This is a genomic window from Candidatus Poriferisodalis sp. (assembly GCF_965215815.1).
In the GTDB taxonomy this organism is placed as follows: Bacteria; Actinomycetota; Acidimicrobiia; order Acidimicrobiales; family Poriferisodalaceae; genus Poriferisodalis.
The window spans coordinates 999423-1021220 of record NZ_CBDCEO010000013.1 but is presented as its reverse complement, the minus strand read 5'-3'; the positions used below and the strand labels follow the sequence as shown (position 1 = coordinate 1021220).

Below are 21798 nucleotides of genomic sequence, written 5' to 3'. Positions count from 1 at the left end.
GGCGGGCGGGTGCCAAACCGGTCAGCAGACTGCGGTAGACGCGGCGAGTCACAGTACGTTTGGTGCGCTTCTGACTCCGTGATTGCTCGTTGCTCGCCCCATGATCAGCCGGTGATTGCGTGCTGAGACATGGCCTACGCTGCGGGGCCGTGACGCAGCCGCACCCGACGAATGCAGCACTGTTCGAGGCTGCCCAGCGTGTGATTCCTGGCGGGGTGAACTCGCCAGTGCGGGCCTTCGGGGCTGTCGGCGGCACCCCGTACTTCGTGGCACGGGCCGAGGGGCCGTATGTCTTCGATGTCGAAGGTCGCCGGTATCTGGACTTCGTGCAGTCCTACGGGGCGATCATTCTGGGTCACGCACACCCGGAGGTCACCGAAGCGATTGCCGCGGCTGCTGCTCAAGGCACGTCGTACGGCGCGCCGACCGAGCGGGAGGTTCGGTTGGCGAGCCTGATCGCCGAGGCTGCACCCGGTGTGGAGCAGGTGCGGCTGGTGAACAGCGGCACCGAGGCCACGATGACAGCGGTGCGCCTGGCTCGCGGGTATACCGGGCGGCCGCGCATCGTGAAATTCGCGGGTTGCTACCACGGCCATGCAGATGCGCTGCTGGCGGCAGGGGGCAGCGGTGTGGCCACGCTGGGCTTGTCTGGTTCGGTCGGCGTGCCGCCCAGTGCAGTGGCCGACACCATCGTCGTGCCCTACAACGAGGTACCCGAGTTGGACGATCATGTGGCAGCGGTGATCGTCGAGCCGGTAGCAGCCAACATGGGTCTGATTCCTCCTGTGCCCGGATTCTTGGAGGGCTTGCGCCAAGCCTGCGACGAGATAGGCGCGCTGCTGATCTTCGATGAGGTCATCACCGGCTTTCGCTTGGGCCGAGGCGGTGCGGCCGAACGCTTCGCAGTGACACCCGATGTCTCATGCTTCGGCAAGGTGATCGGCGGGGGGCTGCCCATCGGCGCCATCGGTGCCCGCGCCGAGATCATGGAAACACTCGCACCACTCGGCCCCGTGTACCAAGCAGGCACTCTGTCAGGAAATCCCCTTGCCACCGCTGGCGGCCTCGCTGCCCTTGAGCACATGACGCCGGACTTCTACAGCGACCTCGAAGCAACGGTCACCGCTACGGGCACCGACCTCGGGACCATGCTCGCTGAGGCTGGGTTCGAAGCAAGAGTCATCCAAGAAGGCACGCTCCTGGGTCTTTACATGGGTCCGTCTCCAGGCGGTAACCCGGAGTGGCAACCCAAGAACTACGACGAAGCCCGCACCACCGACGAGCAGGCCTACGCCCGCCTCCACGCCCACATGCTCGACCAGGGCATAGCCCTAGCCCCCGGTGCCTACGAAGCGATCTTCGTCAGCCTCGCCCACACTCCCGAGGTCATCGACGCCGCCCTCGCCGCTCTTCATCGACATGACCCGCGCCCGTGACCGTCGAAGAAGAGCAGATGCGGGCGAGCGTGGTCAAGCGCCATGCCACCATCATCCTTTCGCCGCTGGCCGTGCTCGTCCTGGTCGAAGGATTCGGCTGGTATTTGCACACATGGATACCGGTGCTATTTGCCAATTTCGCCATCGCGAACTCGCTTTCCGACCGGCTTCGGGATCTGCGCCGTCATCGGGTGGAGCGAAGTGGGGAGTCGTCGGTCGGGGAGCGGGCCTATGACTGGGCCGTCGTGGCTTCCGCCTTCGGGCCGATGGCCGCGGGTGGAATGGCTGGTGACGTAGACGGCCTCGGCTGGTCCGTGACTGCGGCGTGCTGGCTGGCGGTGTTGGGCAACCTGCTCATCTCGTCCATCGGACTGCTCATCTCGTCCATCGGCCTCAGGCTTCGTCGACGCCGGGTACGACGGCGCCCGTCACCAGCGGCCTGGGCGGCGACATCGTGGCGGCACTCGAATATTTCGGGCGCCTTGACGGCTCCCGGAGCCTGAGCATCGAGCGCTGGCAGCCCGTCTCGCCGGTTACACAAACTTCATGACAGGCCCGGTCTAGGGACCCAGACGTCAATCGCTTGGTGGGCTCAGTTGCTTGATGATGCGCCGGGCGAGTCGTTCATTGATCTCGTTGTGGCGCGGTACCGCCTGATACTCGCCGGTCTCGGGGTTCCGATACCAGTCGTGCTTGGCGCCGTGCCGAACCAAGATCGATCCGGTCGAGCGGATCCGTCTGACCAGTTCGGCCCGCTTCACGCCAACGTGAGATCGGCGACGTGACGAACCCCAGGTAGTTCACCGCTCGTCAGGTCTGAGTGGAGGTCGCGCAAGTGCTCCTCGAGGTCCCCCAGCGTCGTGCCCTGGGTCCAATAGTCGGGGAATTCCTCGAGGTAGCCGAGCCACCACTCGTCCCCTTGCCAGTAGACGATCTTTGTGGTCCGCACGCCCGCGTCTCCCTGCTGGCCGTTTGTGTTGAACATAGCGCTCGTGGAGAGTTAATCCCGACGCGGAATCGGCGGTAACCGCGACCTCCCCGACAGCGCGTCCTTGCGTCCGGTCATCTCGCCGGTCACAACCGGAAGTCCCGCCGCTGGCCCGCCATCGTGACGGGCGAGCCTGTGACGCTCGTGGCGGGGAGCAGGGTGGCTGTCCGTCGCTGTTGCGCCGCGGCCTTGCGTATCATTGCACATCGATGTTATGATGCGGTGATGCGCACCACCGTCGATTTGCCCGACGACCTGCACGCTCTCGCCCGCGAGCTGGCCCATCAGCAGCACAAGACCCTCAGCGGGGTCATCGTGGAGATGCTCCGTAAGGCCACCGGTACCGGAAGCGCCACCCGTGACTCATCCCACGAAACTGGGTGGCCCACGGTAAACCTCGACCGACCGATCACCATCGAGGACGTCAGGTCGCTCGAGGACGAATGGTGAACGTGGCGCTGGCGGACAGCAATCTGCTGATCGCACTGACGGTGCCGAGCCATGTGCATCACGGCATGGCGCACTCGTGGCTTGCGCAGCATCAAGGTGTGGTTGCCACATGCCCGATTACCCAGGGAGCGCTGTTGCGACTGTTGATCCGAGAAGGCAGATCCGCAGAAGCTGCTCTCACGGCACTCGAAGCCATCTCACGGCAACCGAATCATGTCTTCTGGCCCGACAACCTCGGCTACGGGGATGCGTCACTGCGTGGGGTCATCGGCCACCGGCAAGTCACCGACGCCTACCTTGCGGCGCTGGCCGAGCACCACGGTGGCGTTGTCGCGACCCTTGATCGCGGCCTCGCGCTGCTCCGCCCCGACGCGACGCTGCTGATCGGGGCCTGAGCGCACGAACCGGAGCTCTTGGCGCACCGAGCACGGCTGGCGACAACGGGTGGGCCTAACCTCATCGCTCGTGTCGAGCACGACGGTGCATGTCTCCCTCGATCTGCGACTCGCGCCTGGGTTTCGAAACTCGGTGCACGAACTCACCAGGAACGAACAGATCAGCGTTTGGGATGCAGTGGGACAGCTCGCCGAGGACCCATCGCATCCCGGATTGAAGCTCAAGAAGCTGAACGTCAGGAGTTCAGTCGATTGGCTGTGGTCCGCACGGGCATCTAAAGATCTGCGCCTGTTGCTCCGGCGCCTCGGAGCAACGAGCGAGCTGGTTCACGCCGGTCATCACGACGCGGTCTATGAGCGGGCCGAGCGCATCAGAACCCTGCCGACTTCGCCGCCACCGACCGAGGCGATGCCCGCAAGCGAGCCGGTTGAAGATGGCCTTCCGTCAACAGAACGCCACGCCAAGACGGACCCGTATGTCCAAGAGCCTCAAGAACACCTGCCGACGAAGGACGAGCCGCAACGACCGCTGCTGTGGATGTGGTCTGCCGCAGACGTGCTCGACATGTTCAAGGTGCGAGACGAGTTCGGTGGCGTGAGCACCGATCAGACGGAGGCGCTGGTTCGGGCGACCGATCTTGACGGGGACGACGTGCTACTGCGTCATTGGCCGGGCGACGACAACATCGCCTTGCGACTTTCGCTGCTCGAACTTTTGTTTGAACTGCACGAGGTTCATCCTGACCAATGGCGCAGCGATCAACTGACCACAGCAGAGCAAGCGGCTGTCGAGCAGTTCGCTCGAGACATCACCGAGCGTGGTGCCGCGGCCGCGCTGTCGATCACGCTGAACGCCGACGAAGTCAAGCGCCTCGCCGAAGCTCCTATCGAAGACTGGATGATCTTTCTGCACCCCTCGCAGCGCGACATCGTCGAACGCGACTTCACTGGCCCTGCCCGGGTAAGCGGATCAGCGGGTACCGGCAAGACCACCGTGGCACTGCATCGAGCGGCCTGGCTGGCCAAGCGCCCGTTGCAAGAAGGGATATTCGGCGAGGAACCCCGGCCGATCCTCTTCACGACCTTCATCCGAAGCCTGCCGCCCGTGCTCGGGAGTCTGTATTTGAGGCTGCCCACGTCGGTCTCGGGATCGGTCGAGTTCACGAATATTGACCAGCTCGCGGACCGCCTATGCCAAGAGATCGACGAGCATTGCGGTGGCCCTCAGGCGAGCGTCAACATCTCGCAGTCGAAGAGCGCGTTCGCGCGGGCGAAGCGCGACGTGGTTCGACCCGGTTCGCCGTTGCACGTGCTGGGACTCTCCGACGACTACCTCATCGACGAGGTGACCAAGGTCATCATCGGGCGTGACATCGGAGACTTGGAGACCTATCGCAAGGTCAGGCGCCATGGCCGCGAAGTTGCGTTCCAGCAACCCGTGCGCGACCAGATGTGGGACCTCCATCTCGCATGGCGCGAAATGATGGCGGATAAGGGCCTCGAACACTTCGATGACCGCATCCGCCGAGCGCGTGACTACGTGCGATCGCTCCCGCAGCCTCGATACCGCGCCGTGCTTGTCGACGAATCGCAGGACCTGACCCAGATTGGCCTAGAGCTGCTGAGCGCGTTGGTGGCCGAACGCGTCCCTTACGAGACCGGCGAAGGGCACGGCTTCGTGCTTGGCCACAACTCGCTGCTGATTGTCGGCGATGCCGCCCAGCGTGTCTATCCCGGAGGCTTCGCACTGAGTGATGCGGGCATTGAAGTTCGAGGCCGCAGCGAAGTGCTGGTCGTCAACTACCGAAACACGCGTCAGATCATCGAGGCAGCCATGGCCTGTACCGGCGCGCAGGAAATTGACGATCTCAGCGACGAGACAGACGACGAACCGTCTGGCTCAGCATCTGCGGTGCCGACATCAGCGCGGCCGCGGCGACGCGCTGATGTGCAATGGGAAACTCACCGTGACGGTGTGACGCCGCGCCTCGTGATCGCCGCAGATCAAGGCGATGAGCGCCGGTACGTGGTGGAAGAAATCACCTTGCTCGCCGCAACGAACCCAGCGCTGAGTCTGGGTGACTTCGGTGTCTTTGCGGCCACGAACAGCCGGGTCGATGCGGCGATCTCGGTACTGGAGCAGGCCGGCCTGAGCTGTATCAACCTGAAGGACTTCGCTGGCAAGGCGTCCGAAGAGGTCAAGGTGGGGACCTTCGATCGGGCGAAGGGCCTGGAGTTCAAGGTCGTCTTTCTGCTCGGTGTGTCGCACGGCGCATGGCCGTTCACGGCCTCCAACAAGTTCCCTCCCGCCGAGCGCGCCGATGCAGAGGCGCTCGCCGCCACCAAGCTCTTCGTCGCCATGACCCGTGCTCGCGACGCGCTCTACGTCGTGTGCAGCGAGAAGCCTCACTCGCTGATCGACGCAGGCCGCGATCACTTTGAGGCCATCCGCGTCCCGGCCACCTAGAAACTCAGCTGTCAATCGCTTGGCAGGCTGAGCTGCTTGATGATCTGTCTGGCTAATCGCTCATTGATCTCGTTATGGCGCGCACCGCCTGATACGCGCCGATATTGGGGCGCGATACCAGTCGTGTTTCGAGCCATGCCGAACCGAGACCGACCCTGTCGCGCGGATTCGCCTGACCAGCTCAGCCCGCTTCACACCAGCGTGAGATCGGCGACGTGGCGGACTCCAGGCAGTTCACCGCTCGTCAGATCCGCGTGGAGATCGCGCAGACGCTCCTCGAGATCCTTCAACGTCTCGCCTTGCGTCCGGTCATCTCGCCGTTCACAACCGGAAGTCCCGCCGCTGGCCCGCCATTCTGAGGCCCAAGACTGCGAGCGCACATCGGGACCGATGGTGGACAGTTCAGGGGCGGAGGTGGGTGATGGGCACGACGGCGATGTCGTCATTGGTCTCGAAGGCTCGGCCTACCGCTGTGACGACGATGAGGCGCGAAGGTTCGCCGGCGCGTCGGGGGTCGACCCTGGCGCGCAAAGAGCGCAGCGATGTGATCGCTGCTTCGATGGCGGCGGTACCGCCGAGTTTGATCTCGACGGCGGCCCAGTCGCCGGCACCTTGCGTGATGATCGCATCAGCTTCCAGGCCCTTGCTGTCGCGGTAATACATGACATCGGCACCGAAGGCCCCGGCGTAGACACGAAGATCTCGGATGACCAGAGACTCGAACAGCAAGCCGAGCGCTTCGAGATCAGCGACCAAGCCGTCCGGGGAGGCCCGCAGTGCGGCGGTCGCGAGGGACGGGTCGACGAAGTAACGCTTCGGTTTGGAACGAAGCGTTGCCGTGCTGCGCAGGTGCGTTGACCATGCTGGCAATGGCTCGATGACGAATGCATCGGTCAGCCTGTCGAGGTATCGGCTAACCGTGTCGCGATCTGACGGCCCGCCAAAGCTCGCGGTGTCGTTGACCAGGGTCGTCAGCGCGGCTGATGTCGCTTCGTTGCGGGCGAGCGAGGTGAACAACGCAAACATCTTGTGTGGGTCGTGAGCCGCGGTGTCGCCCGTCACCAGGTCGATCTGAGAAAGGTCGTGCAGGTAATCGCGCAGGCGCGCCCGCGCATCGAGTGGATCCATCGTGACGAGACGCGGAAAGCCGCCGCGGCAGATCAATTCCCCGATGCGGGTGAGATCCGCTTCGCAAGGATCGGCTGCACAGATGTCGCCAGCGAGCAGGCCCGCCAGCGAAACGACGCCGGTCGAGTCACCGGACTCCCACAGCGACATCGGGCGCATTCGCAGCCGCGCGACGCGACCCGCTCCGCTGTGGTCGGTGACCGCTACGACGGGTTTCACTGAGCCGGTCAAGATGAACTGGCCGCTCGCACCTCGGTCGTCACACGCGTGACGCATCGCGTTCCACAGACCGTCGGCCAGATGCCACTCGTCAAGCAGCCGTGGCGTGTCGCCGACGAGAAACGAAGCCGGGTTGACGGTCAACGCCAGGCGCGTCGCCTCGAGTTGGTCGAATCGCACCATGCTGTTGGCGAACATCCGGCCGGTCCATGTCTTCCCGCACGCACGCGGGCCTTCCACGACCACGGCCGGTGCGGTCCGCAGCAGCGCTCGCATCTGCTGGTCGACGACTCGGGGAACATAGTCTGCGGGCGAAAGCGGAGTCGTTTCCATGCCGCAGAATATACCTTATGAGTACCGCAAAATATCCTATTTTTATACCGCAAAATAGACCAGGGTGATGACGATGGGATAGGGGATGGTGAGGACAGTCTGGGGTGGTCAGGTGCGGTCTCGCCAGAGCCGCGCTACCGAGGAGGCCGCCCGGTAGATGCCGCGGGGGCCGATGGGACCAGCCTTGGCCGCCAGCAGGTCGGTCGAGACGCGCATGGCCAGGTTCCCCATCCGGGGGGGAGCGGATCGCCAGCTGCGTCAGCTTCCGCATCAAACCGGGCTGGCCGAGCGCGCGCGTCGTCAGCCGGCCGAGGTGGTGGTACCGCTGCCAACGGGCAGCCAGCGCGGCCTCGTAGTGCCGCAGCTCGAGGCCGCCGTCGGCGTCGAGTGCTCGTCCGATCACCTCAGCAGCCGGCCGACCCGTTGTCAGCGCCGGACCGATGCCATCGCCGTTCCAAGGGTTGATGCTGCCGGCCGCATCGCCAACCACGACCCAATGACGTCCTTGCGGACGCTGGGTTCGACGCGATCGTCTGCCAGGTCGACACCCTCGTCGGCCTGTACTGCGGTTGGGCTCCCGAACCAGGCTGGGTGCCGGCGGACTACGACGACGCCCGCACGACCGACGAGCAGGCCTACGCCCGACTGCACGCCGAGCTGCTGGCTCGTGGGGTGGCATTCGCGCCTGGTGCCTACGAAGCGATGTTCGTCAGCCTCGCCCACACCACCGAGGTCATCGGAACGACGCGACGACGGACGCCGGAACGGCAGCCTGACCTCCAATGACATGCACGGCGACGCCGTACTCTCGAATCAGCGCGAGCAGGTACCGCTTGGTGGCATGCGTCAGCCCCTCAGGCGAGCTCAGCAGCAGCGGAGCGCATGACTTGCCAAGCATCGGTGCTGCGCTCAACGCATCCATCGAGCTCGCCAACGCCGCGAGACCGACCACCGAGGTGCCGTAACACTGCGCGCCTGGCCCGGCTTCGGACCCGCCAATGGCGAACTTCGCCACGGCGATCGCGGTCGCATATGGATCTGTTCCGGCCAGACGAGTGACCTGAAGCCCCAGATCGGCGATGGTCTGGGCTGTACCGGCGTCCACGGCAGCCTCGTTGCCCACCAAGATGGCATGGGTGACCGCGCCCGAGGCCAGATACGCCTCGACATCGGGATGCAGGCGATCGGAGCGCGTCAACAGGACTGGGTGTCCGCCGCGCGCTGCGACCGGGCCAATCGAGATGCCGTGTTCGTGCGACACGCCGCTGATCACGAATGCGACCCGGCCGAAGTCCTTGAGCCAGCCCCCGGATCCGAGACGGCGTGCCGCTGCCGCGGAGGTCGCGTAGCGGTCAGAGCCAGAGACGCGTTCCACAGTGACGCCGGGGCTTAAACCTGCCAAGCTCGAGGCCGGCACGGCCGCTTCGCCGCCGACGACCACGACCCTTCTGGCACCGGTCTGGGACAAGAATCTCAGCGCGTCGCTGTCGAGTCCCTCTTTGGGGACGAGCACAATCGACGCGCGCAGCCGTCCCGCCAACCCTGCAGCAGCCACCGCGTCAGCCCAGCTTTCGCCCGAAACCAGCACAACGGTGCTTCCGCTGGTGTCGCGCGCCACTCTTCGCGCTATCGCCAACGAGGTCGCATAGCGATCTGGGCCGCTGAAGCGCGTGATTGTCGGGCGAGGATTCTGGGGCGCTGGAGACCGTCGAACATCTCGATTCGATGTAGTTGGCGACGTGGATGGCGGTGCGGTCGGGCAGGTGCCTGCCTTGGCGCCAGTGTCATACGCAATCGTCAGCTCGTCGACGTGGCGGCCCGCCCCATAGCGGTTCTTGGCACGAACGCGCACGGCATAGGACTCGCCCGTCACCAGCATTGCTGTGGTCACATCGATCATGTGCTGAGGGCTGCTCCCACTGACGGAATCGCGGTCTTGGTCTTGATACCCGGCTGCGCCGAGCGGCTTCCAGGAAACGGCGTATCCCGTGATGCGATCTCCGCCATGGTCGACCGGCACGTCCCACAGCACAGATATGCCGCCATAGTTGACCTTCAGGCAGAATCCTCGAGGTTCCGAGGGCGGATGGCCTCGCAACCGGATGGTCCGCTCGTCCCAGTCGCTCTGGCCGGCGCTGTTTGTTGCCGCTATCCGCACCGTGTAGGTCGCACCGTCGTCTAGTCCCGGAATGAGGTAGTCGAGCACGGAGCCGGCCTGGCTGTCCACAAGCGATGCCGGCACGTCGATCCGGACTTGCCGGTCGGCGATGCCGTAGCTGCTGCCCGTCGGCCAGGCGTCCGCGCCCGTTTTCCACTGCAAGGTGTAGCTCGTGACCGGGCTGCCGCCGTCTCCGGGAACCGTGTCAGTGTCCGGCGGCTCATACCACCAGACGATGCCGACGCCGTGGCCTCCTGCTGATCGGTAGCCATCCGGCGGTTGTGGCGCCACTGACGGCGATGGATCGGCAGGCGCGGAATACGTCACTGACGGCGGCGAGGCAGTATCAGTCGGCGATGCTGCCAGCCACGGCGTGAAGCGACCCGCACTCAGTCGGGTGTGGAACGCGGCAACCCGCACCCGGTAGGTGGTCCCGTTCGTCAGGCCGGAGATGGTGTGGGACAGATTGGAGATCCGATCCTCAAGGTCCGTTAGACCAACCGGCTCACCGGCGCCGTCCAGCTCCTGCCATTCCAGCCGGTAGCTGTCAGACTCGCCGCCGCCGTCGTCGTTCGGCGCGCCCCACGTCGCGGTGATTGCCCCATCACCTGGCGCCAGCGTGATATCAGTCGGCGGCATCGACAGCGTGGAGAACGTGCTGGGGGCCCTCAGCCTTCCGAAGTTGCTGAAATTCGAGGACTCATCCCACGGTCCGATGCCGTGAACGTTTACTGCTGCAACACGCGCGTGGTAATCGGCACCGTTAGTGAGGTCGGTGATCCGATACCACAGGTTCGACAGATCAGTGATCTCGACTTGCCGGTGTGCATCGCCAAAGTCGTTGCCGGTCGGCCAGCCCTCACTCGCGGTCAGGTTGCGCCATTGCACCCTGTACTTCGTGACCGACGATGCGCTGCTGTCGTCAGGTGCCCCCCACAGCACGGTGATCGTGCTGTGGTTCGCGAACATCCGCACTGCGTACGGCTCGGACGGCACGGTCGCGGTTTGCGCTGCGACGGCCGGGATCAGTACCAGACTCGAGAACAGGAATGCGATGGTCAGCACTGCGCCACATGCGCGCCTCATGCGAGGGGGAGGGGGGTCTGACAGACAAGTCTTCTGCATGCTGAACTCCTATGCGCGCCGCGCGGCAAACATGAATGCAGATGTCTACCAGCATGAGATTGATTCATTGGGGAATCCCTCGGTACGCCGCGAATCGACGACCAGGAGGACTCACGATTCCGCCGAGTCGCGGTGGTCGGCACCAACGGTGACCGCCATCAGACATCCATCGACTATCGCCACGGTTGGAAAGCCCGAGGGCCCCTGTCCGCTAGTGCTCTAGGTGCGGTCTCGCCAGAGTCGCGCCACCCCCGAGGCCGCCCGGTAGATGCCGCGGGGGCCGATGGGACCAGCCTTGGCCGCCAGCAGGTCGGTCGAGACGCGCATGGCCAGGTTCCCCATCCTGGGGGAGCGAATCGCAAGCTGCGTCAGCTTCCGCATCAAACCGGGCTGACCGAGTGCGCGCGTCGTCAGCCGGCCGAGGTGGTGGTACCGCTGCCAACGGGCAGCCAGCGCGGCCTCGTAGTGCCGCAGCTCGAGGCCGTCGTCGGTGTCGAGTGCTCGACCGATGACCTCAGCGGCCAGCCGACCCGTTGTCAGCGCCGGGCCGATGCCGTCGCCGTTCCAAGGGTTGACACTGCCGGCCGCATCGCCGACCACCACCCAATTCGGCCCCGAGCGCGGCCGCACCGACCCTCCCATTGGCAGTCGGCCACCTGCTGGCGCGGAATGCAGTCCAGCGGGGTCGATCTCCCAACGATCAGGAATCTGGGTGGTCCACTGCTCGAAGAGGCGTTCGAGCGAGATGGCCTCGTTGCCGTAGTGATGGCTGAGCAGACCCACGCCCACATTTGCGGTGCCATCGCCGACCGGGAACACCCAGCCATAGCCCGGCAATTGGCTGCCTGCATGATCGGTGAGTGCGAAGACCGACTCGATCCACGGCTCGGCATGGCGCGGCGTGGGGTAATACGCGCGCATCGCCAAACCCTGCGCGTACGTCCGGGTTCGCACGGTTCCGAGCGCCCGGCCGAAGTTCGAGCGCGGCCCGTCAGCGATTACCACATAGCGGGCATGGGCTGCCATCGGCCCTTGGCGCGCACTGCCCGCGCCGGTGGCGATCGCAGTGCATCCCCGCAGGTGACCATCGGTGATCAGCGGAGCCGTGACCTCTGTGCCCGTCAGCACGCGTGCCCCCGCGGATTGGGCTCGGGCCGACATCAGGGCATCCAGCCTCGGTCGGCGCACGACGACGCCGTAACCAGGCCACTGCTCACCTTTGGGCCAAGGCACCTCGAGGCTCTGACCGTGGGCGGTGATGCGCAGCCCAAGGTGCCGGTGCCAGCGCGCGGCGCTGGGATCGCAGCCCATGTCGATGAGTTCGCCCACCGCGACTGGAGTGAGCGCATCGCCGCACACGCGCTCGCGTGGATAGCTAGCGCGCTCGATGAGCACGACGTCGCGCCCCGCGCGTGCCGACCAGTAGGCAGCGGCACAGCCGGCAGGCCCGCCGCCGACGACGAGCACGTCGCACGCCAGTGTGTGGGTCACGGTGTGTGGGTCACGCTGTCTGGGTCACGGCCACGGCGCCCTGCGGAACGGGGCCCGGCAGGTGCGCCGCAGCGCTGAGAACTGGGCCTCAGTGGCCGCCGCCCTCACCGGAATCGGAGCCGCCGCCACGGTGTTCCCACTCGGCGTCACGCTCAGCCGCGACCTCGTCGCTGATCTCTTCACCGCCGATGACCTCGCGGACATAGCGCGCGACCGAGTACAGCTGGTGCTCGCTGAGCACATCGCCAAATGCGGGCATCTTGGCCGCGTTGTCGCTGCCGCCGGCGATGTGTGCGCCGCCTGGGCGGTTCGGGTCGCCATAGGCCTGCCCCAAGCCGATCCCCTCAGAGCCGACCGAGATCCACTCGATGAACGAATCGTCCAGGCCGGGGAACGTCAGCAACACCCCGCCGTTCCACAGCGGTCGGCCCACGGCACCGCCTTCGGAACCGGAGCCATCGCCGCCATGACAGCTCGCGCAGCGCACTGAGTATGTGGTCGCGCCTTCGGTAATCGCCGTGATCGGCTCGGGCGGCGGCTCGGTCAGCTTCACGTACACGAACGCCCAGAGCGGCAGGCAGAACAGCACGGGCAGCACCCAGATCGGAATCCGGTGACGGGTCTGGGCCGCGACCACCCATGGGGCATCAGGCGGCGGTGCGGGTTCGATTTCGAGCTTCGCCGCTTCGCGCGCCGCAGCGATCATCTCAGCCTGGCCCGACGCTGCCGCCGGAGCTGCGCCGGCCGCCGGCGCAGCAGCAGCGGCGCCACCGTCCCCGCTGCCGTCGTCCTCGAGCACCCCTAAGGCAACGCGACGCTGTCGCGAGCGCTCCAGCAGGTACTCGGGAACATCGGTCACGGGATCCTCCGCGGGGTTTCCCCCAGGGGTTCTGGCACGGCCGGCGGGGCCAAGTTCGCAGCGCACGATACGCGCCCGAGCGCACCGAGGCGCAAGTCTGCCACGCAGTCACTCCAATGGCGCAGTAGAAGTCAGCTCGGATTGCGGTGACGGATTGCGGTGACACGGTGGCGACCGCAGGTTGTCGTGCTAGAACATCACGCGCCATAGCCGGGGTGCCGGTAATCTTTGACCCGGTCTCGTTGCGGCTGACGTACTCGGTAAAGCATCGAATGCGCCAGCTTGCAGCGGTCCTGACACGCCGACGACCGAACGCGGGAGGAACGAAAGAGTGGTTGCACTCATCACCTCGATCCTCGTCACCGCGCTGATGGTTGCGGGCTTCATGTGGTACGGCAAGCGCCGTCCCGCTGACCGTCCCACCACGTGGGGCGAGGCCATGTTGGGGGCGGCCTACGTGTTCATGATGATGCTGCTGGTCTTCGGGATCGTGCCCGACCGCTGGATCCGCCTCACCGACAACGAATGGGGCTGGTCGGTCGAACGTTTCCTGGTCACTGAGGGACAGTTCATGACGTCTCCCATCACGTTCCCGCCGATGCGCATCGACCTCAAGAAGGTCAGCGACACCGTGATCGTGATCGAGCACCTTGCGGCCCTCGTCGGCATTCCGCTGCTGTCGAAGTGGTGGCAGCGGCGTGACAAGGCCCAGCTCATCGCCGAGGCGACCTCGGATTACGGTCGTCCCCTCATCAAGGGCAACTGAGAGAGCGAACCCATGGCTGCGAACGACGCGAACCCGCCAATGCCCAAGTTCCGGGACGATTACGTCCTGCATCAGGTCGATGCCGCGTACCTCGACGCCGCGGTCAAGCCGAAGCAGTTCATCAATATCGACCAGTCCGAGTGCATCCAGTGCGAGGGCTGCGTAGATATCTGCCCATGGAAGTGCATCTGGTACGTGTCCACCGAGGCCGTCGACGAGGCCGTCGGCGTGGACCTGCCGGGGCTGGATCCCACCGACAACGCCATCTTCATCATCGACGACGACGTGTGCACCCGTTGTGCGCTGTGTGTCGACCGCTGCCCGACCGGCGTGATCACGCTCGGCAGGGTCAGCAACACCCCTCCGCCGTCGGGCGATGTCCACGGCCGGACCCACACCCACGGCTACGCCTACGGAATGCGTCTGTAGCGCGAGCCCCGATGCTTGAACTGTTGCGACAGCGAAGGACCCGGTCGACCTAGATCGAACACATATGGCGAACACTCTCGAGTCCCCCAAATCCAAGCCGAACCTGCCGCAGCGTCTGCAGAACGCGCAATCGCAGGCGGCCGATTGGATGCAGGACAGCCAGTTCTGGACGTCGGTCTTCCGCCCCGGTTCGATCTTCCGCAAGGGCTACACCGACAGCCCCCGGAACCGCTCGTACGTCGTCATGAACAGCGTCCTGTACCACCTTCACCCGGTGAAGGTGAAACGGCACGCGGTGAAGGTCAGTTACACGCTATGTCTGGGCGGTCTCAGCTTCTTCCTGTTCATCCTGCTGACGATCACGGGCATCTTCCTGATGTTCTTCTACCGACCTACCGATACAGCGGCTTGGGCGGACATCGAGAGCCTCCACACGCAGGTTGCGTTCGGCCTGCTCGTACGAAACATGCACCGATGGGCTGCGCACCTCATGGTGCTGACGGTCTTCTTGCACATGGCGCGGGTCTTCTACCACGGCGCCTACAAGGCACCCCGGGAGTTCAACTGGGTCGTCGGCGTGATGCTGCTGCAACTGACGTTGCTTCTCAGCTTCACGGGTTACTTGCTCCCGTGGGACCAGCTCTCACTGTGGGCGGTGACGGTGGGCACGAACATGATGGGGTTCACGCCCGTCTTCGGTGACCAAGTGCGCTTTGTGCTGCTGGGGGGCCAGCAGATCGGAGCGGAGACGCTGCTGCGGTGGTACGTGCTGCACGTCTTGATGCTTCCTTTTGTGATCGTCATCTTCATGGCGATCCATTTCTGGAGAGTGAGAAAGGACGGAGGTATATCGGGACCCCTGTAGGAACCCTGAACGTCCCGCAACGAACGCCATGACCGAGATCCCCGAACACCTCCTGAGGCGCAGCGCCGAAGCCAAGGCACGCGCCACCGGCGCGCCCGCGCCTGGCGACGCCGCGTCCTCGGCTGCCGCGCAGCCCGATGACGACGACGGTGTCACGATCCCGCGCTCACTGCTGGAAGCCAGCCAGCAGCCCGGCGGCGCGCCCGCTGTTGCGGGCATGGCCGCGGGCGGCCCAGCAGCTGCCGGCGGGGGCGTGGCCACCACGCTGCCGCCGCTCATGGCGGGGCCGGCGGGCAACACCCACCGCCTGCTGACGGTGGTCAAGTCGGGCTCGATCCAGGATGTCAAGGCCAGCCCGGGCGACAAGGTCCATGTCTGGCCGCACTTGCTGGCAGCAGAATTCACCGCCGCGCTGTTCATCACGGCCTTCACGCTGGTCTTCTCGCTGTTCATCAACGCGCCGCTGCTGGAGCTCGCCAACCACAACGAGACGCCCAATCCCTCTAAGGCCCCCTGGTACTTCCTGGGCCTGCAAGAACTGCTCACGATGTTCGATCCGATGATCGCCGGCGTGACTATTCCCGGCGTCGCTCTCGTGCTGCTGGCCTTCGCTCCTTACATCGACAAGAACCCGTCCATGCGGCCGGAGGACCGCAAGTTCGCCATGTCTATCCAGACGATCCATCTCATGTTCTGGGCGGTGCTGGTAATCATCGGCTCGTTCTTCAGGGGGCAGGGCTTCAACTTCACCTACCCGTGGGACACCGGTCTGCACGGCATCTTCCACCTGTAGGAGCACGTCGGCATGTCCACCGGAACGATTCTCGCGATTGCCATCCCGGTCATCGTCGTGCTGGGTGCGGTGGTCGCGTTCGTCTCCCTGCGTCGCCGGGATGCCACCGGCCTGGGGTACCTGTCGCGCGAGACACGTCGGCGCGACGAACTGGCGGCCACCGCGGCGGGCGAGGCCGCGGCGGGCGATGACGCTGGCGCGTTCGGGGCCAGCTCACAAGCCCGGGAGCTGGAACGCTCAGTTGCACTGGAGCGCCGCCCGGCACCCGTGGCGGTCGCCGAGCCTGAGCTGCCGCAGGACTGGGCACCTCCGCCTCCCAGCGAGGTGGGCGTCACGCGCCGGCAGTTCCTGAACCGGTCCTCGGTCATTCTGATGGCGACCGGTCTGGGCACCTTCAACGCCGCCATGATCGCCTTCCTGTGGCCTCGTCCGACGGGCGGCTTCGGCTCGAAGGTCAAGATCGGCACGATCGCATCGGTGGACGAGGCCATCGCCTCGTCGACCCCGGCGGCCAACTTCTCGTACTTCTCCGAGGCGCAGAGTTACATTCAGCCGTACCCGACCGACTCGGCCACGCAGGCCGCAGCCGAGACCGTGTATTCAGGCGCCGTGCTCGATGCCATAAAGCTGGGGTACGTCGCACTGTGGCAGAAGTGCCCGCATCTCGGCTGCAAGGTGCCGGTGTGCGGCAGCTCGCAGTGGTTCGAGTGCCCCTGTCACGGCTCGAAGTACAACCGCGTCGGCGAGAAGAAGTCTGGCCCAGCGCCTCGTGGCATGGATCGGTTCCCGGTGACCATCGAGGAGGGCAACGTGTACGTGGACACCGGGAGCGTGTCGCAAGGTCCTGCAATCGGCACCGACTCCACGGGGCAAGGCCTCGAGGGCCCGCATTGTGCTTGACGTGAGCGGGCCCGGCGCCCTTCAGTTGCTGGCCGCCAGTACGGAGCGGTCGATCGCGATCGTGCTCATGGCCATTGTCGTTGTCGGCTGGGCGATCTATGTCTTCGTCAACATCCGCCAAGCCAAGGTGGAGGTGGGCAGCGAGGTCGAGCTGGCGCCGAACCGCGGCAAAATGCCCGACGACGAGGAACTTGAGGGCCGTCGGCTCGAGAAGGTGCAGGCTTTCGGTGTCCTGATGCTGCTGATCATGGCGCTGGTCCTGCCGATCTACTGGATGCTCGAAGGCGGTCGCCGTTCGGGTGCCGAGATGGCATTTTCCGAAGCCGCCGAGAACCGCGGTGAAGCACTGGCGGCCGAGCAGGAGTGCACCGACTGCCATGGCGCCGACCTAGGCGGCGCGCGTTTCGCTCCGGTGGTGCTCGACATCGGCCACCAGTTCTCCGACAAGGAGTCCTACGTCATTAGCACGACGTGGGAGGCCCCGTCGCTCGACGACGTCTTCACTCGATTCGACACTGATGCCGAGACGCTCGACGAGGTCAGCGAGGTGCGACAGATCCTCGTGTATGGCCGAGGCGTGATGCCGGCGTGGGGTCTCGATGGCGGTGGCCCCCTCAACGATCAGGAGATCGACGACCTGGTGGCGTGGCTGTGGCGGGAGCGCATCAGCGACGAAGAGGCACAAGAGCGCGCTAAGGCGCGCCTCGCCATCGAGTCGGCAGCGAACCCCGACAGGTCCGAGGGTGCGGTCCTGTTCGACCTGCATTGCGCGCGCTGTCACACGCCTCGCTGGCCTGGCCGCGGTCCCGCGCAGCTTCCGAACAACGGCGGACTGATCGAGGTAAAGCCCGGCCCCGACGGCGCCGGTCGCTACGGCCCGTCGCTTAACGGCGTGAGCCTGGAACGGCTGTTCCCCGAAATAGAAGACCACATCTCGTTCATTTCCGACGGCGCAGCCGACAATGTGCCCTTCGGCGAGTTTGCCCGGCTGGGGAACTACGGCATGCCGGGCTTCGGCCGGGTACTGGATGAAGACGAGATCCGGGCCATCGCGGAATATGAGCGCGGCCTCGACCAGGAGAGCCAGGCTGTGGTCGGCTTCGAGCTGCTGGACGAAGCGGGAGATGACCAATGACCGCCTCGAACCTTCTCGGGATCGTCCGCTGGGATCCGGTTCTCACCGGCTACCTGGCCGTCATCCTCGCCGTGGCCGTGCTGTGCGGTTCGGTGTACCTGCTGCTGGCCACCAACCTGGGAGTCCGGCTCGGATTCTTGGTGGCGTGGACCGGCCTGTGGGGCTGGATGTTGCTGATGTCCATCACGTGGTGGGTGTTCGGCATCGGGTGGATCGGCAGCCAGCCGGGCTGGAATGTCCTGCAGGTGGCGACCAATCCAGCCGTCGTGCCCACCGAAGAGGTGCAGCAGTTGTCGGCGTACGGACTCGAGGGGCTACCCCCCGACTGGATCGTGGTCGATGAAGCCGATGTCCGCTCGGCGGCCGACAGCCACGTGGTTTGTAACGACGCCGACCCTCGGCGCTTGCTGGCCGTGAACTCGTGCATCTTCTCTGCCGCCACTGACTACTTCACGCACCGGGTAGTCGTGACCGGGGGCGAGCGGTATCGCCCGCTCGGCATTCCCGACAACGTGATCACGCAGTACTTCTTCCCGAGTCGTGGACGGCCCAACTACGCGGTCGTGCAGATCCAGCCGTTCGCGCCGGTCGCAGACGTCGACCCGAACCGGCTCGACGAAGAGGACGAGGTCATCCTGCCGCAAGCCGAGATTGACGACGACGCGCCGGTGTACTCGGTCGTGATGGTGCGTAACCACGGCAGTGTCCGACTCCGCCCGGCCTTGCTGTCGATCTTCTCCGCGCTGCTGTTCGGCTTGGGCTGTTATCACCTGCATCGACGGGACCAGGCGATCTGGGCGGTGCGCGAAGCTGCGGGCCAGTGACCGGCTGGCCGTTCTTGGGCCAGACTGGGACCGGCATCGAATCGACGACACGCTGAGGAGGTCAGGGGCATGAACAGCGGCTTGGCGGAATACCTGCCGGTGTTGGTGCTCGGCGTGCTCGCTGTCTTGTTCGTGCTGCTCAGCATCGTTGCGTCGCGACTGTTGGCACCGCAGCGCAGCACCAAGCCCAAATTGGCGCCGTACGAGTGCGGCATCGTCGACCAGGCCGCCATCCCGGAGCGATTTCCCGTCCGCTTCTACCTCGTGGCGATGCTCTTCATCATGTTCGACATCGAGATCGTCTTCCTGTACCCGTGGGCGGTCGCGAACGCCAGTCTCGGTCTCTTCGGCTTTGTAGCGATGCTGGTCTTCGTCGTGATTTTCTTCCTGTCGTTCGTCTATGAGCTGGCGATGGGCGGGCTGGAGTGGGGCCCGCGCAAACGCCGGGTCCTCCCGCTGCCCCCCGCTACCCGCAGCGGAGTGACCGCCGTGCGCACTGTCGGGCTGACGGGACGTGAGCACGTGCCGGCTGGCGCCGCCTGGAGCGGCGCCCCGCAGCACGGCAGCGGGACGGGAGCGGGCTAATGGCGGGCATCGACGAACTCAAGGCGAAACTCGGCATCGACGACGGCCTGGCAGGGCTCGGGCACAACGTCTTCACCGCACCGGTGGAAGAACTGGTGAAGTGGGCGCGGCGCCGCAGCCTTATGCCTGCGACCTTCGGGCTGGCGTGCTGCGCGATCGAGATGATGGCGACCGGCACGGCTCACTACGACCTGGCTCGCTTCGGCATGGAAACGTTCCGCGCCTCGCCCCGCCAAGCTGACCTGATGATCGTGGCCGGACGCGTCAGCCAGAAGATGGCACCGGTGCTGCGGCAGATCTACGACCAGATGATGGAGCCTAAGTGGGTGCTGTCTATGGGTGTGTGCGCATCCAGCGGCGGGATGTTCAACAACTATGCCATCGTGCAGGGCGTCGACCAGGTCGTGCCGGTTGACATGTACGTGCCCGGCTGCCCGCCGGGTCCTGAAACGCTGCTGCACGCCATCCTTGCCCTGCACGAGAAGATTCGCACCGGCGAACTGACCCAGCGACGCGCCGAGCGCGGTGGCGGAGCTGCAGTGGCCCTCGAGACACATGGGGTTGGCCAGTCGACTGCTGTGGTGACGCGCTAATGGCAGACGAAGGCGTTGAAGCCGACGACACCGCGCCGACCGCAGAAGCGGCCGAGCAGCCGACGATGTTCGGCGTGTCGTGCACTGACGAGCGCGGCCAGCAGGTCGTGCATCCGAGCCGTGACGAGTACCTCGATGTAATGGGCATGGCCGCTGCCGACGGTTTCGAGCTGTGCGTCGATGTGTGCGCCACGGATGGGCTCACGAACCGCAGCCGGACCCTGCCGCCGGGTATTGAACCGGAGCGTTTCGAGGTCGTGGTGAACCTGCTGGATCTCCGCGGCCGTCGCCGGTTGCGCGTTCGCACCCAAGTGCCTGCAGACGACCCGCAGGTGCCCTCGGTGGTCGGTCTGTACCCGGGGGCTGAGGCTCCCGAGCGAGAAGCCGCCGACTTGTTCGGCATCAGCTTCAGCGACCACCCTGATCCCAGCCGCATCCTCATGCCGCCAGACTGGGACGGCCACCCGCTGCGCAAGGACTACGCCATCGGCGCCATCCCGGTGCAGTTCAAAGCGGTCGAAGGCCGATGAGCGCCACGACGGAGACCGTCATTCGCCGGCCGGCCGATGCAGTGCTGCGCATCTCCGAGGACGTCGCTCTGGCTGCCGCCGATGTTTCATCGGCGCAGGCAGGCACAGCCGATGTTGGCGAGGGCTCTGTTGCAGCCCATAGTGGCGACGAGCCGATGCTCATCAACATGGGCCCGCAGCATCCGTCCACCCATGGCGTGCTGCGCATCGCGATGGAACTGCAGGGAGAGACCGTGCTGCGGTCCAAGCCGATCATCGGCTACCTGCACACCGGGATGGAGAAGACCGCCGAGGACCTCACCTACCTGCAGGGGCCGACGAACGTCACCCGCATGGACTACGCCTCGCCGCTGTTCAACGAGTTGGTGTTCTGTCTCGCGGTCGAGGACCTGCTGGGAACGGAGATCCCGCCGCGAGCGACCTGGATCCGCATGCTCATGTGCGAATTGAACCGCATGAGCTCGCACCTGCTGTTCCTCGCGACGAACGGCATGGACCTCGGCGCAGTCGGGATGATGCTCTACGGCTGGAAAGAGCGCGAGGAGATCCTTCGGTTCTTCGAGAGCGTCACTGGCTTGCGGATGAACCACAACTACATCCGCCCTGGCGGTGTGGCGGCCGACCTGCCCGATGGCTGGCAAGACGATGTGGAGCGCATCTTGGCGGTGCTGCCCGGACGGCTCTCGGAGTTCGACACGTTGATGACTGGCCAGCCGATCTGGCGAGACCGCACTCAAGGCGTCGGCGTCATCACTGCCGACGAGGCCATCGCCATGTCGGCCACGGGGCCGCTGCTGCGCAGCACCGGCGAGGCGTGGGATCTGCGCCGCACCATGCCGTACCTGGCCTACGACGAGGTCGAGTTCGACGTCGTTGTGGGTGCCTACGGCGACACGTTCGACCGCTATTCGATCCGCCTGAACGAGATCCGCGAGTCGATGCGCATCGTCGAGCAGTGCCTCGACAAGATGCCGAAGGGTCTCTACCGCACCGAGGACCGCAAGGTCACGCCGCCGCCTCGGGCTCGCATCGACGAGTCCATGGAAGCTCTGATCCACCACTTCAAGATCTTCACTGAGGGCTTCAAGGTGCCGCCAGGAGAGACCTATGTGGCGGTTGAGTCGCCGCGCGGCGAGCTGGGCTGCTACCTGGTGTCCGACGGCGGGCCCAAGCCGCAGCGGGTGCACATCCGGGCCCCTTCGTTCGTCAACCTGCAGAGCCTCCCGCACCTGATGTACGGCGGCCTGCTCGCCGACGCCATCGCCATCATCTCCTCAATCGACCCGATCATGGGGGAGGTTGATCGGTGAGGGTTTGCGACCGCCGCGT

General features: G+C 65.4%; 22 protein-coding genes and 1 pseudogene. 17 read left to right on the top strand and 6 right to left on the bottom strand.

Going from position 1 to position 21798, the window contains the following annotated elements:
• The first annotated feature begins 149 nt into the window (after positions 1 to 149).
• Positions 150 to 1436 (top strand): glutamate-1-semialdehyde 2,1-aminomutase, encoded by a 1287-nt coding sequence (gene hemL / locus ACOOHB_RS14590; RefSeq protein ID WP_420445553.1) that lies wholly within the window; start codon positions 150 to 152, stop codon positions 1434 to 1436.
• Positions 1433 to 1939, top strand: a complete 507-nt coding sequence (locus tag ACOOHB_RS14585) for a hypothetical protein (protein WP_420445552.1) — start codon at positions 1433 to 1435, stop codon at positions 1937 to 1939. The genes hemL and ACOOHB_RS14585 overlap by 4 nt, the downstream gene beginning before the upstream one ends.
• A 72-nt stretch (positions 1940 to 2011) precedes the next feature.
• Here ACOOHB_RS14585 and ACOOHB_RS14580 read toward each other — a convergent pair whose 3' ends face one another.
• The gene (locus tag ACOOHB_RS14580) at positions 2012 to 2197 is read right to left on the bottom strand and encodes a type II toxin-antitoxin system HicA family toxin (RefSeq protein WP_420445551.1); all 186 of its coding nucleotides are present in this window, start codon (positions 2195 to 2197) and stop codon (positions 2012 to 2014) included.
• Positions 2194 to 2385, bottom strand: a complete 192-nt coding sequence (locus ACOOHB_RS14575; RefSeq protein WP_420445550.1) for a type II toxin-antitoxin system HicB family antitoxin — start codon at positions 2383 to 2385, stop codon at positions 2194 to 2196. The genes ACOOHB_RS14580 and ACOOHB_RS14575 overlap by 4 nt, the downstream gene beginning before the upstream one ends.
• 264 nt (positions 2386 to 2649) lie before the next feature.
• Between ACOOHB_RS14575 and ACOOHB_RS14570 the strand changes: the two genes are divergently transcribed.
• The 3 genes from ACOOHB_RS14570 to ACOOHB_RS14560 all read left to right on the top strand — a co-directional run bounded on the left by ACOOHB_RS14570 (position 2650) and on the right by ACOOHB_RS14560 (position 5736).
• Positions 2650 to 2874 carry an antitoxin gene (locus ACOOHB_RS14570; protein WP_419551246.1) on the top strand — a complete coding sequence of 75 codons (225 nt, stop codon included), beginning with the start codon at positions 2650 to 2652 and terminating at the stop codon, positions 2872 to 2874.
• Positions 2871 to 3269 (top strand): TA system VapC family ribonuclease toxin, encoded by a 399-nt coding sequence (locus ACOOHB_RS14565; protein WP_420445549.1) that lies wholly within the window; start codon positions 2871 to 2873, stop codon positions 3267 to 3269. The genes ACOOHB_RS14570 and ACOOHB_RS14565 overlap by 4 nt, the downstream gene beginning before the upstream one ends.
• Positions 3270 to 3339: 70 nt before the next feature.
• Positions 3340 to 5736, top strand: a complete 2397-nt coding sequence (locus ACOOHB_RS14560) for a 3'-5' exonuclease (RefSeq protein WP_420445548.1) — start codon at positions 3340 to 3342, stop codon at positions 5734 to 5736.
• A 402-nt stretch (positions 5737 to 6138) separates the two neighbouring features.
• On the opposite strand, the gene ACOOHB_RS14555 is transcribed toward ACOOHB_RS14560, so the two are convergent.
• A complete protein-coding gene (locus tag ACOOHB_RS14555) occupies positions 6139 to 7416 on the bottom strand; it encodes an ATP-binding protein (RefSeq protein ID WP_420445547.1) in 1278 nt (425 codons plus the stop codon).
• Between the two features lie 591 nt (positions 7417 to 8007).
• On the opposite strand from ACOOHB_RS14555, the gene ACOOHB_RS14550 reads away from it, so the two are divergent.
• A complete protein-coding gene (locus ACOOHB_RS14550) occupies positions 8008 to 8202 on the top strand; it encodes a hypothetical protein (protein WP_420445546.1) in 195 nt (64 codons plus the stop codon).
• Here ACOOHB_RS14550 and ACOOHB_RS14545 read toward each other — a convergent pair.
• The 3 genes from ACOOHB_RS14545 to ACOOHB_RS14535 form a co-directional block, all read right to left on the bottom strand.
• Positions 8150 to 10660: a fibronectin type III domain-containing protein gene (locus ACOOHB_RS14545; RefSeq protein ID WP_420445545.1), complete on the bottom strand. Its 2511-nt coding sequence runs from the start codon at positions 10658 to 10660 to the stop codon at positions 8150 to 8152. The two genes, ACOOHB_RS14550 and ACOOHB_RS14545, sit on opposite strands and share 53 nt — an antisense overlap.
• A gap of 258 nt (positions 10661 to 10918) precedes the next feature.
• Positions 10919 to 12190, bottom strand: coding sequence for a geranylgeranyl reductase family protein (locus tag ACOOHB_RS14540; protein WP_420445544.1), 1272 nt, complete (start codon positions 12188 to 12190; stop codon positions 10919 to 10921).
• 88 nt (positions 12191 to 12278) lie between these two features.
• Positions 12279 to 13049: a c-type cytochrome gene (locus tag ACOOHB_RS14535; protein WP_420445543.1), complete on the bottom strand. Its 771-nt coding sequence runs from the start codon at positions 13047 to 13049 to the stop codon at positions 12279 to 12281.
• Positions 13050 to 13380: 331 nt separating this feature from the next.
• Here ACOOHB_RS14535 and ACOOHB_RS14530 point away from each other — a divergent pair, with 331 nt between their 5' ends.
• The 11 genes and pseudogenes from ACOOHB_RS14530 to ACOOHB_RS14480 all read left to right on the top strand — a co-directional run bounded on the left by ACOOHB_RS14530 (position 13381) and on the right by ACOOHB_RS14480 (position 21779).
• Positions 13381 to 13815, top strand: coding sequence for a hypothetical protein (locus tag ACOOHB_RS14530; protein WP_420445542.1), 435 nt, complete (start codon positions 13381 to 13383; stop codon positions 13813 to 13815).
• Between the two features lie 12 nt (positions 13816 to 13827).
• A complete protein-coding gene (locus tag ACOOHB_RS14525) occupies positions 13828 to 14244 on the top strand; it encodes a 4Fe-4S dicluster domain-containing protein (protein WP_419551238.1) in 417 nt (138 codons plus the stop codon).
• A gap of 148 nt (positions 14245 to 14392) precedes the next feature.
• Positions 14393 to 15109, top strand: a complete 717-nt coding sequence (extP, locus tag ACOOHB_RS14520; protein ID WP_419554789.1) for a selenite/tellurite reduction operon b-type cytochrome ExtP — start codon at positions 14393 to 14395, stop codon at positions 15107 to 15109.
• 28 nt (positions 15110 to 15137) lie between these two features.
• Positions 15138 to 15902, top strand: a complete 765-nt coding sequence (locus ACOOHB_RS14515) for a menaquinol-cytochrome c reductase cytochrome b subunit (protein WP_419551237.1) — start codon at positions 15138 to 15140, stop codon at positions 15900 to 15902.
• 12 nt (positions 15903 to 15914) lie between these two features.
• A complete protein-coding gene (locus ACOOHB_RS14510; protein ID WP_420445541.1) occupies positions 15915 to 16802 on the top strand; it encodes a ubiquinol-cytochrome c reductase iron-sulfur subunit in 888 nt (295 codons plus the stop codon).
• A 1-nt stretch (position 16803) separates the two neighbouring features.
• Positions 16804 to 17937: a c-type cytochrome gene (locus ACOOHB_RS14505; RefSeq protein ID WP_420445540.1), complete on the top strand. Its 1134-nt coding sequence runs from the start codon at positions 16804 to 16806 to the stop codon at positions 17935 to 17937.
• Entirely contained in the window at positions 17934 to 18761 is an 828-nt protein-coding gene (locus ACOOHB_RS14500) for a hypothetical protein (RefSeq protein WP_420445539.1), read from the top strand. Before ACOOHB_RS14505 ends, ACOOHB_RS14500 begins: the two co-directional genes overlap by 4 nt.
• A gap of 69 nt (positions 18762 to 18830) precedes the next feature.
• Positions 18831 to 19346, top strand: coding sequence for an NADH-quinone oxidoreductase subunit A (locus ACOOHB_RS14495; protein WP_420445538.1), 516 nt, complete (start codon positions 18831 to 18833; stop codon positions 19344 to 19346).
• Positions 19346 to 19885, top strand: a pseudogene (locus ACOOHB_RS14490) (NADH-quinone oxidoreductase subunit B); the annotation flags it as partial. The gene ACOOHB_RS14495 and the pseudogene ACOOHB_RS14490, both read left to right, overlap by 1 nt.
• Before the next feature lie 53 nt (positions 19886 to 19938).
• A complete protein-coding gene (locus tag ACOOHB_RS14485; RefSeq protein ID WP_420445537.1) occupies positions 19939 to 20469 on the top strand; it encodes an NADH-quinone oxidoreductase subunit C in 531 nt (176 codons plus the stop codon).
• Positions 20466 to 21779 (top strand): NADH-quinone oxidoreductase subunit D, encoded by a 1314-nt coding sequence (locus ACOOHB_RS14480; protein WP_420445536.1) that lies wholly within the window; start codon positions 20466 to 20468, stop codon positions 21777 to 21779. The genes ACOOHB_RS14485 and ACOOHB_RS14480 overlap by 4 nt, the downstream gene beginning before the upstream one ends.
• Positions 21780 to 21798 lie beyond the last annotated feature (19 nt).